General features: G+C 61.9%; 12 protein-coding genes. 7 read left to right on the top strand and 5 right to left on the bottom strand.

The window, feature by feature from the left end; translation table 11 throughout:
• Nucleotides 1–147: 147 nt before the first annotated feature.
• Complete coding sequence (locus OOZ53_RS12360) at nucleotides 148–2,241, bottom strand: alpha/beta hydrolase (RefSeq protein WP_271089879.1); 2,094 nt, start codon at nucleotides 2,239–2,241, stop codon at nucleotides 148–150.
• A 3-nt stretch (nucleotides 2,242–2,244) separates the two neighbouring features.
• Nucleotides 2,245–2,862: a TetR/AcrR family transcriptional regulator gene (locus tag OOZ53_RS12365; protein ID WP_271089880.1), complete on the bottom strand. Its 618-nt coding sequence runs from the start codon at nucleotides 2,860–2,862 to the stop codon at nucleotides 2,245–2,247.
• A 226-nt stretch (nucleotides 2,863–3,088) separates the two neighbouring features.
• Here OOZ53_RS12365 and OOZ53_RS12370 point away from each other — a divergent pair, with 226 nt between their 5' ends.
• Nucleotides 3,089–4,546, top strand: a complete 1,458-nt coding sequence (locus OOZ53_RS12370; protein WP_271089881.1) for an alanine/glycine:cation symporter family protein — start codon at nucleotides 3,089–3,091, stop codon at nucleotides 4,544–4,546.
• A 39-nt stretch (nucleotides 4,547–4,585) separates the two neighbouring features.
• Here OOZ53_RS12370 and OOZ53_RS12375 read toward each other — a convergent pair whose 3' ends face one another.
• The 3 genes from OOZ53_RS12375 to OOZ53_RS12385 all read right to left on the bottom strand — a co-directional run bounded on the left by OOZ53_RS12375 (nucleotide 4,586) and on the right by OOZ53_RS12385 (nucleotide 8,352).
• Nucleotides 4,586–5,599 (bottom strand): NADPH:quinone reductase, encoded by a 1,014-nt coding sequence (locus tag OOZ53_RS12375; protein WP_271089882.1) that lies wholly within the window; start codon nucleotides 5,597–5,599, stop codon nucleotides 4,586–4,588.
• 4 nt (nucleotides 5,600–5,603) lie between these two features.
• Nucleotides 5,604–7,334: a M28 family metallopeptidase gene (locus OOZ53_RS12380; RefSeq protein ID WP_271089883.1), complete on the bottom strand. Its 1,731-nt coding sequence runs from the start codon at nucleotides 7,332–7,334 to the stop codon at nucleotides 5,604–5,606.
• Nucleotides 7,335–7,560: 226 nt separating this feature from the next.
• Nucleotides 7,561–8,352 carry an IclR family transcriptional regulator gene (locus OOZ53_RS12385; RefSeq protein WP_271089885.1) on the bottom strand — a complete coding sequence of 264 codons (792 nt, stop codon included), beginning with the start codon at nucleotides 8,350–8,352 and terminating at the stop codon, nucleotides 7,561–7,563.
• Nucleotides 8,353–8,464: 112 nt separating this feature from the next.
• On the opposite strand from OOZ53_RS12385, the gene OOZ53_RS12390 reads away from it, so the two are divergent.
• The 6 genes from OOZ53_RS12390 to OOZ53_RS12415 are packed head-to-tail and all read left to right on the top strand — an operon-like array spanning nucleotide 8,465 to nucleotide 14,848.
• Entirely contained in the window at nucleotides 8,465–9,220 is a 756-nt protein-coding gene (locus OOZ53_RS12390; RefSeq protein WP_271089887.1) for an aspartate/glutamate racemase family protein, read from the top strand.
• 38 nt (nucleotides 9,221–9,258) lie between these two features.
• Nucleotides 9,259–10,905 (top strand): ABC transporter substrate-binding protein, encoded by a 1,647-nt coding sequence (locus tag OOZ53_RS12395; protein WP_271089888.1) that lies wholly within the window; start codon nucleotides 9,259–9,261, stop codon nucleotides 10,903–10,905.
• 58 nt (nucleotides 10,906–10,963) lie between these two features.
• On the top strand, nucleotides 10,964–11,911 hold the full coding sequence (locus OOZ53_RS12400) for an ABC transporter permease (RefSeq protein WP_271090146.1): 948 nt from the start codon (nucleotides 10,964–10,966) through the stop codon (nucleotides 11,909–11,911).
• Nucleotides 11,904–12,812 (top strand): ABC transporter permease, encoded by a 909-nt coding sequence (locus OOZ53_RS12405; protein ID WP_271089889.1) that lies wholly within the window; start codon nucleotides 11,904–11,906, stop codon nucleotides 12,810–12,812. The genes OOZ53_RS12400 and OOZ53_RS12405 overlap by 8 nt, the downstream gene beginning before the upstream one ends.
• A 6-nt stretch (nucleotides 12,813–12,818) precedes the next feature.
• Nucleotides 12,819–13,838: an ABC transporter ATP-binding protein gene (locus tag OOZ53_RS12410; RefSeq protein ID WP_271089890.1), complete on the top strand. Its 1,020-nt coding sequence runs from the start codon at nucleotides 12,819–12,821 to the stop codon at nucleotides 13,836–13,838.
• Nucleotides 13,835–14,848 (top strand): ABC transporter ATP-binding protein, encoded by a 1,014-nt coding sequence (locus OOZ53_RS12415; protein ID WP_271089891.1) that lies wholly within the window; start codon nucleotides 13,835–13,837, stop codon nucleotides 14,846–14,848. Before OOZ53_RS12410 ends, OOZ53_RS12415 begins: the two co-directional genes overlap by 4 nt.
• Nucleotides 14,849–14,996: the final 148 nt, after the last annotated feature.

A 14,996-nucleotide genomic window follows, 5' to 3' on the forward strand; every position in this document is an offset into this window, starting at 1 on the left:
CGACACCTCACGCAAAAGCGAAAAGTGTTACCTATGTGTCCGGTACGTTTTGTTACCTATCTCTCAGGCCGGGCAATTGTCCGTCCAGGCGATGTCAGCAACGGATTATCCCCGAGAAATGGATGGCACCGACTCGCCGGCACCCTCTTATAGAAGATCCTGCAGCATTGCCGCCGCCCTTGCCGCGCCGTCCCTGGCCACGGGATGCGGAACGCGCGGCGCGGCGAGTTCTTCGGTCATGACGGCGGCGATCCGGTCCGGATCGCTTTCGGCATAGATCATCTTGCGCCCCGCATTGTACCGCTCCAGACGGCTGGCGACGTGGAAGTTCTGCTCGAAGTGATTGCGGAGCGGGAAATAGATGAAGGGCGTGGCCGCCGCGGTCAGCTCCATGCAAGTGGTCAGGCCGCCCTGCACCAGGGCCAGGTCGCAGGCCGCCAGATGCCGGTCGAGGCCGGGAACGAAGGCGTGCATCTCTACGCCGTCCGGCGCGTCGAACATCGCGGGATCGAGGCGCGGACCGGTGACCACGATCATCCGCAGATCGGGGATGCGTGCCTTGGCGAGCGGATAGGCGGCAAGGATACGGCGGATGAGCGTCGCGCCGACGCCAGAGCCGCCTACCGATACGATGCATGTCGTGCGTCCGTCGTCATAGCCGAATTCGGCGCGCAGATCGTCCCGCGTGCCGAACTCGGACGGGTGCCGGCCGATAATGTAGTCGGCGAACTCGTAGTGCCGGGGTATCCAGTCGCGCATCCGGGGCAACTGATCGCCAAAGCCCAGATCGGCGATATCCTGCCGCCCGCCGACGAAAATCGCCCGGTCGCGGATCTGTGGATTGTTTTCCACGTGGCCGATCATTTCGGCATTGTAGTCCGTGGTCAGAAAAGCTTCGCGCGCGCCATTCTCGGCAAACGGCACCCAGCCGACGAAATCGGTGAACCAGGCAATCTGCGCCCGCTTCAGTTCGGGATGTTCGTGCCAGTAGTGGTCGACGTCCCAGGCCTCGTCCGCGATCACCAGATCATAGTGCTCCTCCTCCAGGATTTCCTGAAAGACCATGAAGTTCTTGATCAGGATCTCGTCCATGTTCCTGATGGCCTGAAAGGCATGAAGATCGTGCTCGCCGCATTCGTCCTCGATATGGGCGCTTTCGTTTGCCAGCAGCCTGCTGGCCGGATGAATGCGCTCGTTGTTGGCATCGAGAAACCGCGTGACGGGGTCCTGCGCAAGCCAGTCGACCTTCAGATCCGGATGCAGCGCCTTGAGCTCGCGCGTTACGGCAAGATCGCGGTGGGCATGGCCCAGACCGATCGGGGAGGACAGGTATAACACCCGCTTCTCGCCTTCCGGTTTGCGGCGCACCGGCTTGCGGGTGCCCAGATGCTTTGCAAGAAAGTCGCGCATTTTCGTGTTGAACCAGGCCGGGAAACGCCCGTGAACGGCATGCCCGCCACCCGGATAGACCTGCAACTCGCCGCCGGTGATTTCGGCGATCCTGTGCGATCCTTCGGGCGGTGCAATCTCGTCGGCGTCTCCGACCACCAGCAGGCCGGGACAGCTTACGCGCCTGTACATGGCCTCGTCGATAAGCGGCGCGCCGTCGAAACGGCCGTCCTGGGTCATGGCGAGCATCTCGCCGTCGCCATCAAGGCCCCAACCCAATGCGTCATCCCGCTGCTTTGTCGAATGCGGTTCGTTGTGAATCTTTGAAAAGAAGAATTCGAGGAAGTCGGGATAGTCGCGCCGCCAGTGCCGGCGGTTGTATTTCTGCCAGCCCTGCGGCTCGGCGATATCGTCCTCATAGGTGGCGAAACGCTCACTGTAAGGTTCGACGATCGGCGTCCATGCGCCGCTGGAAACCACCGCCGTCACCCGCTCGGGCCAGGCGGCGGCAACCGCATAGGCAACGGCGCTGCTGAAGGAAAATCCGACCAGAGCGGCGGATCGGGTTCCGGTGGCGTCCATGACCGCGACCACATCGTCGATGATAGCGTCCAGGCCATAGCCGTCCGGCGTGTCGGGGCGGCTGGAGCGGCCATTGCCCCTGGGGTCGAATGTGACCACCCGGAAATATTCGGCGAAATAGGGGATCTGGGCTTTCCATGAGCGCGAGTGGATGATCGCCCATGTCGGCACGAAGACGATCGTCTGAGGCCCCTGCCCGTAAACTTCATAGTGAAGACTGACATCGCCGCGGTCGACGGTTCCGGTCGTGTGAGGCAACATCGCGCGCATGACCTACTCCTCCGGGTTTGTTTTCTCGAAATGCTCGATGACGGTCCCGAACCGGCGCAGGGCCTTGCGGAAGGGTATATCCGGGCTTTCATAGCCAAGCAGGATCGCCGCCTCCGCGCCGATGAAGGCGGCGCTGACCAGCGCGCCGATCTCTTCGGCCTCGAAGGGTCCGAGGGTGCCGTAGCTGTCTTCAAACTCGCGCGTCAGGCGGACGATCAGCTCGCGCCAGTTTGACAGCGCAGCGCGAACCGCTTCGCCGATCGCGGGATTGCTCCAGCCCACCGCCGTCAACTCCATCAGGACACGCACATATCCCGACTCGATATCCTCATCGAGGTAATCGCAGGACAGCGACCACTTCTCGGAGATACTCAGATCCGGGTCGCCGAAAGTCCGCGTCTGACGGTCGATCAACTGACCGTTCAGATATTCAAAGAGCGCCAGGATCATGCCCTCCTTGGAGCCGAAATGGTACTGGATCTGACTCATCTGCGTGCCCGCCGCTTCGGCGACCCGGCGCGTCGACAGCCCCGAATATCCCTCGGTCAGAAGAACGCTGCGCGCCGCATCCAGCAGCTCCCGCTTGCTTTCCTTCACACGTTCCGCCGTCACCCGGGCCATCACGATCTCCTCTTTCCTAATTATTAATTCGGTCGAACGAATAAGTCAACCGGGCTTTGAACCGCCGCTGGCGCCGACCGTCGGCAACCGTGCGGCCTTGTTTAATAACGGTTGATAGGGCCGACTAAGCGCTTAGCCAAAACCGGCGACTCTGGTATGTGTTGTAAGGTCGTTAACGATGCAATCTTCCCGGAATCGATGAATTCCGAAACCAAGGGAGGGGGATATGCAGGCACTGCGCGACCTTTTCGGCCTTATCGAATTTCTGACTTGGGGATGGGCGCTGATACCGCTCCTGGTGATCTTCGGAGTCTTCATCACCGTCCTGACCGGTTTCGTGCAATTCCAGTTCTTCAGGCGCATGTTCCGCGTTCTGTCGGGCTCAAACCAGACCGGCGATCCGAATGCGATCTCGGCGCGCGAGGCGCTGCTGATATCCGTCGGCGGGCGTGTCGGAGGCGGAAACATCGCCGGTGTCGCGGTCGCCATCACGCTTGGCGGGCCGGGCGCGGTGTTCTGGATGTGGGCCATTGCGCTCGTCGGCATGGCGACCAGCCTTGTCGAATGTTCGCTGGCGCAGCTCTACAAGCGCCGCGAGGCGAATGGCGACTTCCGCGGCGGGCCGGCACGCTCGATCATCCATGGCCTCGGCCAGGAATTCCACTGGCTCGCGGTGGTCTATGCGGTCTGCCTGATCGCGGCCTTTGCGCTGGGCTTCAACGCGTTTCAGGGCAACACCGTCGCCGGCGCCGTCCAGGACAGTGTCGGGATCGACCGGCTGTGGACCGGGCTGCTGTTGGCCGTGGTCGCCGGCTTCATCGTCTTCGGCGGCATCCACAGGATCGCCAAGGCAGCCGACGTGATCGTTCCGATCATGGCGTTCGGCTACATTCTCATGGCGCTGGTGGTGATCGTGCTCAATATCGGTTCGGTGCCAGGCGTGATCGCCAGCATCTTCAGCAATGCCTTCGGCTTCGAGGAAGTGGTCGGCGGCGGCATGGGCGCGGCGATCGCTCAAGGTCTGCGCCGCGGCCTGTTCTCCAACGAGGCCGGCCTCGGCTCGGCGCCGAATGTCGCGGCGACGGCCGATGTGCGGCATCCCGTCAGCCAGGGCATCACGCAGGCGTTCTCGGTCTTCATCGACACGATCTTCATCTGCAGTTGCACGGCATTCATCGTGCTGCTCGGCGACGTTTACCAGCCGGGCGCAGAAGGGATCGACGGCATCGCGCTGACGCAGCAATCGCTCGTCTCGCATCTCGGCGAATGGTCGCAATACCTGCTTTCGCTGATGATCCTGCTCTTTGCCTTCAGCTCAATCATCTACAACTACTATCTGGGTGAAAACGCGCTGACGGTGATGACCAAGAGCGCCATGGCCACGAATGCGCTGCGGATCATCGTCATCTGCATCGTCTTTCTGGGCGCGACCGCCCCGGGCGCGACGTCGGTGTTCTTCTTCTCAGACCCGTTGATGGGGATCCTTGCCGTCGTCAACCTGGTGGTGATCATGATGCTGTTGCCGACCTGTCTGCGCATCCTGAAAGATTTCCGCAGCCAGTTGAAGGCGGGCGTACAGCGCCCGGTGCTCAATCCGGACGACTTTCCGGATCTCGATCTCGACCGGACGGCCTGGACCGGGGTCGATCCGGAATTGCAGAAAGAGGCCACGGCGGCGCAATAGCGGTCGGGTTGCGCGGGGCCTCGGCCCCGCGTTTCAGCTTCAATTCGGGATTTCGAGCACGACATTGCCGATGGCGTTGCCGGATTCTACCAGCTCATGGGCCTCGGCGATGCGCTCAAGCGGAAGCTGCCGCGCCAGCGCCACGGTCAGTTGCCCGTCGCCGGCCAGCCTGGCGATGAAGGCGACCGCCGCTTCCAGTATCCGAGGCGTCAGCAGGAACCCCTGGATGAAGCGCAGGGTCGCACCGCGAAAGGCGAAATCGTAGTAGGGCAGAACCGGGTTCGGCTCGGCGGTCGAGGAATAGGCGGCGATCACCGAATGCGGGCGTATGATCTGCCGCGTGATGCCGAGATTGGCGCCAAAATCCACTTCGACGATCCGGTCGACGCCATCATTGCCGGTCATTTCCATGACCCGTGCGGCGATATCTTCGTCATGCCGGAACAGGATATCGTCAACACCGACGGCGCGGACATGTGCCGCCTTTTCCTCGGAGCTGACCGTGGCGATGACCCGGGCGCCGCCCGCATGCGCGAACTGGGCGGCAAAATGACCGACGGCGCCGGCCGCCCCGGTCACGAGAACCGTGTTGCCTGTGACCGGACCGTCGCCGAACACGGCCGCATAGGCCGTCAGTGCAGGAATGCCGAGGCAGGCGCCCTGCGCAAACCCGAGCGGTTCTGGCAGGGCAAAAACCTGCGCGACAGGCAATGAAACATACTCGGCCGCGGTTCCGAAGGCTCGGCCCGCTTCGCCATAGCCGCCCTGGGCATTGCGCATCCAGACCCGCTGGCCCTGCCAGGAGGACGACACATCCTCGCCGACGGCCTCGACGATGCCGGCGCCGTCGGCATGCGGCACGACGCAATCGTGCTCCATGGCAAGGCCGCCCCAGCCGGCGCGGCGCTTGACGTCGGCGGGATTGATGCCGGAAGCGCGGATGCGCACCCGGACTTCGCCGGGCCCGGGCGGCCCGGCTGTATCGTCAGGAAGCGAACCGGTCTCCAATACATCGGAGGCCGGCCCGGTCTGCCTGTACCAGGCCGCCCGCACGGGCTTATGCCGGGTTCAGCCGTTCGACCTGCCGCTTCGCCTGGCGCAGGGCCGAGACGAGTCGGTTCTGGCCGCGGGTGAGCTGCGTCAGTGCGAAGCCCTCGGTACCGTTGGTGTGGTGATCGAGTTCGGTCGCGACCGAAATCGTCGGCAGCGGCGGCACCGTCAGCGCCGGGTCGTGGCGGAAGCGGGCTTCGCGGGTGAAGTTGATCGGCACAAGGATCCTCGCCAGATCCTGGATGACCGCGTTGGCATCACCCGGCGAAACCGCTCCGGAGGACACGCCGCCATAGAAGGTCTCGAGCGCCGCATGCAGATCTTCGGCGGCCGATTTTGACGGTCCGAGATCGAAACGGTCGCCGGCGCGCTGCTGATAGGTGCCGATGGTCGCCAGGAACTCGCGCGTCGTCTCGCGCCAGTCAAACGGCAGGACTTCGGCGTTGGCGTTGCGGAAGACCGCCAGTGCGTAGAGCTTTATATCGCGCAGCAGGATGTCCTTGTCGGCGATTTCGAGCGTGTCGTTCTCCGTGTGCCAGGCGATGTTGCCGCCGCAGCCGCCGACCGCGTAGTAGCCCTTTTCCTCGCGCATCGCCTCGGTCATGGTCGAGGACAGCATGAAATAGCTTGAGATGCCGATATTGTTGAAGGAGTAGTCGCCGGCGCGGTGCGGCCGCTCGCCGAAGGTCGGCTTGCCCGCCACGTCCTCGATGGCCTTGGCGATGAAGGCGTCGGTTTCCGACATGCGCGACAGGTTGAGGAATTCCGTGGCCCAGCGGCAGCCGGGGCTGTCACAATTGACCTGGGCGACGCAGTTTTCCTCCAGATCGATGGCGAATTCGTCGGCGAACCAGGTCGAGCCTGCATAGCGGCCGGTCGAGTGGCCGGGCCACCAGGCAATGCGCACCGAACGGTCCAGCTTGTCGCGGTTCTTCCACAGGACGCGCGCGACCTCCATGAGCGTCGCATCGCCGGTCGCATTGTCGCCAACGCCGACGTCCCAGCTGTCCAGGTGGCCGTGCAGGAGAACGTATTTTTCCGGTTCTTTCGATCCGCGGATGAACACTTCCGGCAGTTTGGAGCGGAACCAGCCCTCTTCCATTTCGGTGAACATCTTGATGGTGCCGCCGGCCTTGGCGATCTCGATCAGTTCCTGGCCGTCGGGATTGCTGACGGCGACGGAGACGACGTTGGGCTTGCGCGGCAGGTCGTCGAGGTCGGGCGTTCCCCACACCGTGGTGCAGATGCCCCAGTGAATATCGACGCCAGGATTGATGCCGATGACGCCGATCGCCCCCAGTTCCTCGAACTGCGCGATCATGCCGGGGCTGGCGAAACCTTCTGAGATGACGATCTTGCCCTCGATCAGCGAACGCACGTCGCGGGTCGGGTCGAGCTTCTTGTCGAAGATCGTGTCGATATCGTCGGCCTGGTTTGCGCCGATATAGACCAGTTCGCCTTCAAGACCATTGCGGGCGTCGAGGCTGTAAGCCGGGGGCTTGGCGCGGAAGGTCTTGCCGTTCGCCTCGATACGGGCTTGGCCGGGAATGCTGAGATAAAGGTTCGGCTGATGGACCGTCACCTCGACACCGTGATTTCTCAGCCTGGAGACCACTTCCTCCATGCCGCGGTCTACATCTGCGGGATGTTCCCGCTTGAACGTCGAAAAACTCTCCACCAGGCCCCACGGCTCGTCGAGACTGACGTCGGACAGGAGTGCTTTTTCAATTTCATTCATCGGGAATCTCCTCACTGTACGTTACGGTGCTGCGCCATTGGCAATCACCTTCTTGTTTCAATCAGTAAAACACTGTTTTGTTTTACGAATAACAAGCTTGCGGTCGCAAATCAAGGGCCGTCACCGGCGGGACGGCTTCAAAACATCGGTTGACTGAGAGAAATGCGAACACGCCGTGCGTGTATCCGCGCCTCGCGCGACGGCGCGAAAGCCTTAAACCCGGTTGCTATTGCGCGGCGACGACCGGCTGGTCGGAGGGTGCGCCCAGGCCATGCGAAATGGCTGCGGCGGAGGCAAGAACGTCCTTCAGGATGCGGCTCTGAAGATCCTTGTCGAGTCGCGCAACGGGGCCGGCCACGGAGATGGCGGCGACCACATCGCCACCGGGACCGTTAATGGGAGCCGCGACGGAAAAGGCGCCCTCGTCGAGATCGTTGCGTGTCACATGGAAGCCATCCGACGCAATGCGCATCAGTTTCTTTCGCAGCTCTTCGGGATCGGTGATGGTCCGGGATGCGAAATGCGTCAACCGTCCTGAAAGCGTTTCGTCCTGCACTTCCGGCGGCGCATAGGCAAGCAGGACCATGGACCCGCCTCCCGCATGCAGAGGACCATGCCGGCCGGGCGCCGCATAAAGGCGCATGGAGTGCCGGCTTTCGCGGGTGGTAACCACCAGGGCGTTCAGACCGTCGCGCACAATCAGGTTGACATTCTCGTTGAAGCGGTCCCTGAGGGCATCCATCTGCGGCTCCGCAACAAGCAGCAGTCCGCGCTTCTTGGCCGCTTCGTCGCCGAGGTGCCAGGCCCGGTAGCCCAGGGCGTAAAGTGCGTTGGCGTCATTCTTGGCCACATAGCCGCGCGCTTCCAGCGTGTGGAGAATTCGGAACACCAGGCTCTTCGTCATCCCGAGTTCCGCCGCCATTTCCGTGACCCCCAGCTCCCCTTTTTCGCTGAGGACCTCCAATACGCTGAGCGCACGGTCGACGGCTGCAATCCGGTAATCCCTTGAATCGCTCATTTCAAACCTTTCGCGCCGGGACTTGCATGAACCAAAAGTTTCACGTACTCTTGAAAATTAAAACAGTGTTTTACTGTATGAAACAGTAACTGTCAAATTCGGATTGATTGTCATGCGCATCGCCTATGCCGTTCCTGGACCAATGTCAAAAGGCCCGATGGGTGCCGCCGAGGTCACCCGCCGGGAAAAGCTGCTGAACAGCTGGGCTTTCGAGGGCACACAGGTGGAAGTCAGGGACGTTCCCACCGGCCCTGCATCGATTGAATCGGCTTATGAGGAGGCGCTTTCAATCCCGCCGACGCTCGATTTGCTGATGCGCCTGGAGGATGAAGGCTTCGACGCGGCCATCATCGGCTGCTTCGGCGATCCCGGCCTTGAGGCGGCCCGCGAACTGGTATCCATGCCGGTTGTCGGACCGTGCGAATCCTCCATGCTGCTCGCCGCGACCCTCGGCCACAAATTCAGCGTCTTGACGCTGTTCGATTCACTGATCGCGGGTCAGGAATATCTGGCCGTGAAGGCCGGCGTGCGCGAAAAGCTTGCATCCGTGCGGGCGACCGGCATTCCGGTGCTTGAGCTGATGACCGACATTAAGGCGACCAAATCGCGGCTTGTCGAGGTGTCGACGCAATGCGTCGAACAGGATCGCGCCGATTCCGTGATCTTCGGCTGCATGACCATGTCGTTCCTCGACATGGCGGACGAAATCTCCGCCTCGGTCGGCGTGCCGTTCCTCAATGCCGGGAAGGCAGCGCTGAAACAGGCCGAAACACTCGTTTCAATGGGTCTTTCCCATTCGAAAACAGCCTTCGCGACACCGCCAAAGGTGTCCGACGGGCAAACGGTCGCTGACCTGAAGGTCGGATAGGAACCGCAAAAAACGACAATCACCAGGGAGAATGGAACATGAGGAAGTTTTTGACCATGGCCGTCCTGCTCGCGGGAACGGCGGCAGCCACATCGGCCTTCGCGGCCGGTGACAAGATCAGGGAGATCACGCTCACGACGCGTCCGCAGGCGGCACAGCCACAGGAATTCCAGTTCGTGCAGCTGATCGCGCAGGAGTGGCGCAAGCTCGGGCTCGACGTGAAGGTCGACGTCATGCCCTGGGAACAGATGGCCGATCTTGTCTGGTACAATCGCGACAAGTGGGACACGACCGGCTGGCAGATGGTGGGCCGCCCGGAGCGCTCCGATCCGGACGAGCTGATCTACAATCTGTTTCACTCATCGACTGCCCCGAAAGGCTATAATTTCATCGGCTACAGCAATCCGGAACTGGATGCGACCGTGGAAGCGCAGCGCGTCGAGACGGATCCGGACAAGCGCAAGGAACTGCTGCACAAGGCCCAGTCGATCCTGGCCGCCGACCAGCCGAACCTGATGCTGGTCCACCCGAAATCGACATTCGCCTTCGACAAGACGGTCTGGAACCCGGCAACGGTGATCGACCAGGGCGGCATCGGCATCAAGAACACCTGGACGTTCATTTCCATGGAGCCGACGGGCGATCAGAAGGACATCATCCTCAATTCGTCCGACAACATCCAGGGCATCAACCCGCTGTGGATCTCGGGCGGCACGGACAGCTGGATCACGGAACTGATCTGGGACCGGCTTCTGCGCATCGGACCGGACGGTCTGCCGCAGCCATGGGCCGCCGAAAGCTATGAATGGCTTGACGACAAGACCATCGAGCTGACCCTGCGCGACGACATGAAGTGGCATGACGGCAAGCCGGTCACGGTCGACGACGTCAAGTTCTCGTTCGAAGCCGCGATGGGCGACGAGGCGCCGATGTACAAGCCGTTTGTCGGCAATATCGAGAGCATCGAGACCAACGGAAACAAGATCACCTTCAAGCTGGTCAATCCGACGGCGGCGTTCCTGACCGCCAGCCTCGCAAAGCTCAACATCATTCCCAAGCACGTGTGGGAACCGGTGCTGGCCGATCTCGCGACCAAGGAAGAAAATGCCGAGGACTACCAGGAAGAAACACCGATCGGTTCCGGTCCGTTCAAGTTCTCAAGCTGGGCGACCAATGAGGAAGTCGTGCTTGAAGCAAACAAGGATCACTTTTCGCCTCCCAAGGCAGAGCGCTGGATCCTTCGGATTGTTCCCAATGTGGAAGCCGCCATCGGCATGCTCCGCTCCGGCGAGATCAACTTCCTCGCCGATTTCTCGGGCGATCCGAAGATCCTGCTCGACCTGATGGAACAGGACGGCGATCTCGAAGTGGTCTCGACCGTGGACATGGGCTTCCGCTACGTCGCCTTCAACCACCGCCGCCCGCCATTCGATGACGCGGAATTCCGCAAGGCCCTGTCCTACGCGATCAACCGCGATCTCATTGTCGGCGCTGCGTTCCGCGGCTTTGCGGTGAAGTCGAATTCGGTGATTTCACCGGCACTCGGCTTCTGGCACAATCAGTCGGTCAATGATTTCCAGACCGGCACGGATGTGGCCAAATCGATCCTCGAGGACGCCGGCTACGAGATCAAGGGTGGCGCCCTCCACTATCCGGATGGTGTGAAGGAAACGCTGGCGCAATAAGACTGCGCCAAGCCGGAGGAACCGAACCATTCTCGGATTCAAGCAAATAGGCGGCCGCCTGGCGCAACTGGTCTTTGTGCTCTGGGCGGTCGCCACCATCCTGTTCCTGATGTTCCGGCTGATGCCGACCAATCCGCTGGCAGCCTATATCGATCCGACCTTCACCGAAGAGCAGCAGCAATTGCTGATGGCGAAGTTCGGGCTCGACCGGCCGCTGTGGGAACAATATTTCATCTATCTGAAAAATCTTCTGCAGGGCGAGCTGGGCGACAGTTTCTTCTACCGCCAGCCGGTGGGCGAGCGGGTGCTGGAGCTGCTTCCCAATACGCTCGTCCTGACCTTCAGCTCGCTGATCGTCGCCTATCTGTTCGGCATCATCGTCGGCGCGTGGCTGGCCTGGAAACGCGACAGCGTCGCCGAACGGGCGACCATTCCGCTGGTTCTGACGACGCGGGCGATGCCCGAATTCTGGCTCGGCATGCTGTTGCTCGCCGTCTTCAGCTTTACCCTGGGCTGGTTTCCGGCTGGCGGAACGCGCAGCCCCGGCTCGGAGTATGACGGCTATCTCGCCCTTTATACCTCGCGGGATTTTCTATCCCACCTGGTGCTGCCGGCCCTGACACTTGCCATCTACAGCCAGGGCCTGCCGCTGCTTTTGATGCGTTCCAACATGCTGGAAGTGATGAACGAGGATTTCGTCACCATGGCCCGCATCAAGGGGCTTTCCAACTGGACGGTCGTCGTTCGCCATGCGGCGCGCAACGCGCTGCTGCCGGTCATGACCTCCTTCGCCATAGCCGTCGGCTACCAGATCCAGGGCAATGTGGTGGTCGAGACCGTGTTCTCGTGGCCGGGCCTCGGGCGCGAACTGGTCAATGCGGTTTCGGCGAGCGATTATCCGCTGGCACAGGGGGCCTTTCTGATGATCGCCGTCGTGGTGGTCCTGATGAACCTTCTGGCGGACCTGCTCTACAGCCTGCTCGATCCGAGGGTTTCCCATGCATAGCGAAACGGCGCGGGCGGAACCGGTGAAGGATGGAACCATCCTTCGGCTGATCAAACGCATTCATCTGCCGCTGGACGACCCCTTTGCCCTTGCCGGCCTTATCATCTATGCGGTCTTCATCCTGGTGGCCGTGTTCGCCGACCAGCTCGCCACGCATAATCCGCTGGAGATCCTGTTCACCGCGGACTACCAGCTCGCCGCCGATCTCAGGCCGGGCGAGGACGGCTTCGTCCTCGGGACGACGAGCCTGGGGCGCGATATCTATTCGCAACTTATCTACGGATCGCGCAGCGCGCTGCTGATCGGCATTACGGCGGCTTTCATGGTCGCGGTCATCGGCACCGTCGTCGGACTGCTGGCCGGCTATTTCCGGGGCTGGATCGATGTTGTCCTGATGCGGGCGGCCGATATCGCATTCGGCATCCCGTTCCTGCCCTTCGTGATCGTGCTTTCGGCTTTTCTCGAGCCATCCATCTGGAATGTGGTGTTCGCGATGGCGCTGATCCTGTGGCGCGACACCGGCCGGGTCATCCGCAGCCAGGTGCTGACGCTGCGCACCCGCGCCTATATCGACGCGGCGCGGGTCGCCGGATCGTCGGACCTCAAGATCGTGTTCCGCCATATCGCGCCGAACATCCTGCCGCTGAGCTTCCTATACGGCTCCATCGCCATCGGCTGGGCCATCCTGACCGAAGCCGCCATCAGCTTCCTCGGCTTCGGCGACCCGGAAACCATTTCCTGGGGTTACATGCTGCAGGACGCCTATGCCAGCCAGGCGCTGTCGACCGGCGGCTATTACTGGTTCGTGCCGCCCGGCATCTGCATCGTGCTTGTGGTGGTTGCCGGTTTCTTCATCAGCCGCGGCTATGAGGAAATCCTGTTTCCGAAGCTGAAGGAGTAGGCGCGGATGGACGGTGATATTCTTCGCGTCAACGGCCTCAAGATCTCCTACGCGGTGGGTGATGAAAAAGTGCGGGCGGTGGACGACGCGACGTTCTCGATCCCCGGCGGATCGATTGTCGGGCTGGTTGGGGAATCGGGCTGCGGCAAGACGACCGTCGCGCGCGGGCTGACGCGGGTCATGACAAAGAACGCGTCGATCGAGGGCGGCGAAGCGATCTTCGACGGCGCCGACCTGATGAGCATGAGCGAGACGGAGATGAACCGCCTTCGCTGGCGCGACATCGCCTTCGTTCCGCAAAGCGCCATGAACTCGCTCGATCCGGTCTACCGGATCGAACATCAGCTCAACGAGGTGCTGGTCCAGCGCGGCGGCCACAGCAGGAAGGATGCCCGCAGGCGCGCCGAGGAACTCTTCGACATGGTCGGCATCGAGCCGCGGCGCCTCAAGGATTATCCGCACCAGTTCTCCGGCGGTATGCGCCAGCGTGTTGCCATCGCGCTGGCGCTCGCGCTCAATCCCAAGCTGGTCATTGCGGACGAGCCTGTGACGGCGCTCGACGTCATCGTGCAGCGGCAGATACTCGACACGCTCAAGGACCTACAGGAAAAACTCGGTATATCCGTGATTCTCGTGACACACGACATCTCGGTCGTTGCCTATGTGTGCGACCGCATCGTCGTCATGTATGCCGGGCGCGTGGTTGAATCGGGCGATACGGAAACGGTGCTGACGAAACCGTACCATCCCTACACGATGGGTCTGTACAACGCCTTTCCGGACCTGCAGTCGAGCGCCGGCGTGCTGACGCCCATCGAAGGACATCCGCCGGACCTGCGGCACCCGCCGACCGGTTGCCGGTTTGCACAGCGCTGCCCGTTCGCCCAGGACCGCTGCACGACCAGCGGCGAGATCGCCCTTTCCGATGTCGGCGGCGGGCATTTTGCGGCCTGCCTGAGATCCGACGAGGCGGAAACGCTGCGCGGCGATGCGGCAAAATCCGAGACCTGGGCGGCCATGGCATGACGCAACAGCAGCCGGATACCAGGAAGGGCGAAGAAAAGCCGATGATCGAGGTCGGCAATGTGCGCAAGCACTTCGCGGTGGGCAATCCGCTGCTGGCGGCGATGCGCGGCACTACGACGCTGGTCAAGGCCGTCGACGGCGTCGACTTTTCGCTGAGACGGGGCGAGAGCGTCGGCCTGCTGGGTGAATCCGGCTGCGGCAAGACGACGATGGGCCGGTTGCTCCTGAAGCTGGAAGAGACGACGGAAGGGCGGATCCTGTTCGAGGGCGAAGATCTCGCCGATTGCCAGGGCGAGCAGCTGAAACGCTTCCGCACACGCGCCCAGATGGTCTTCCAGAACCCGTTCGAGGCCCTCAATCCGCGGTTCACGATCGCGCAGTCCCTGGCCGAACCGCTGGAGAATGCCGGCATCGCCAAGAGCGAACAGGCCGACCGTATCCGCAGTGCGATGGAGCTGGTGCACCTGCCCAATCCGGACCAGTTTCTTTCAAGGTTTCCGCACCAGATGTCCGGCGGCCAGCTGCAGCGCGTGGTGATGGCGCGGGCCCTTATCCTCGAGCCCTCCTTCGTCGTCGCGGACGAGCCGGTTTCCATGCTCGATGTGAGCGTGCGGGCCGGCATTCTCAATCTCTTCCGCGAGGTGCGCGAAAATCTCGGGCTGACCGCCATCTATATCAGTCACGACCTGGCACTGGTGCGCTATGTGTGCGAGCGCACGATCGTGATGTATCTCGGCCGCATCATCGAGGACGGCCCCACCGAGGACATCGTTCGCGAGCCCATGCATCCCTATACCAAGGCGCTTGTCGCCGCGGTTCCCGTGCCGCATCCGGACCAGTCGCACGACGCACTGCCGATCAAGGCCGGCGCGCCGGATGCGCGCAACCCGCCCTCGGGCTGCCGGCTGCGCGACCGCTGCCCGCATGCGTTCGAGCGCTGCGCCCTCGAGGAGCCGAAAGCAACGAAGGTGGGCAACCGAAAGGTGCACTGTCACCTGTTCGATCAATGACACGGAAACCTAAACGATAAGACGGCGATAACTACAACTATAAATAAAAACCTAGTCTATTTGATGTATGTGCCGCGCCTACAATCCTCCTTTCCGAAAAAATATTCGAAATAACACAAAATACTTGTTTATAACTAGACATCGTCCG

This window comes from Allohoeflea poritis (assembly GCF_027889715.1).
Classification (GTDB): Bacteria; Pseudomonadota; Alphaproteobacteria; order Rhizobiales; family Rhizobiaceae; genus Hoeflea_A; species Hoeflea_A poritis.

Bases quoted from the DNA above. Each gene is read 5' to 3' on its own strand.
- OOZ53_RS12405 (WP_271089889.1), top strand. From the start codon at position 11,904: ATGCATAGCGAAACGGCGCGGGCGGAACCGGTGAAGGATGGAACCATC.
- OOZ53_RS12380 (WP_271089883.1), bottom strand. From the start codon at position 7,334: ATGAATGAAATTGAAAAAGCACTCCTGTCCGACGTCAGTCTCGACGAG.
- OOZ53_RS12385 (WP_271089885.1), bottom strand. From the start codon at position 8,352: ATGAGCGATTCAAGGGATTACCGGATTGCAGCCGTCGACCGTGCGCTC.
- OOZ53_RS12360 (WP_271089879.1), bottom strand. From the start codon at position 2,241: ATGCGCGCGATGTTGCCTCACACGACCGGAACCGTCGACCGCGGCGAT.
- OOZ53_RS12390 (WP_271089887.1), top strand. From the start codon at position 8,465: ATGCGCATCGCCTATGCCGTTCCTGGACCAATGTCAAAAGGCCCGATG.
- OOZ53_RS12415 (WP_271089891.1), top strand. From the start codon at position 13,835: ATGACGCAACAGCAGCCGGATACCAGGAAGGGCGAAGAAAAGCCGATG.
- OOZ53_RS12410 (WP_271089890.1), top strand. From the start codon at position 12,819: ATGGACGGTGATATTCTTCGCGTCAACGGCCTCAAGATCTCCTACGCG.
- OOZ53_RS12395 (WP_271089888.1), top strand. From the start codon at position 9,259: ATGAGGAAGTTTTTGACCATGGCCGTCCTGCTCGCGGGAACGGCGGCA.
- OOZ53_RS12370 (WP_271089881.1), top strand. From the start codon at position 3,089: ATGCAGGCACTGCGCGACCTTTTCGGCCTTATCGAATTTCTGACTTGG.
- OOZ53_RS12365 (WP_271089880.1), bottom strand. From the start codon at position 2,862: ATGGCCCGGGTGACGGCGGAACGTGTGAAGGAAAGCAAGCGGGAGCTG.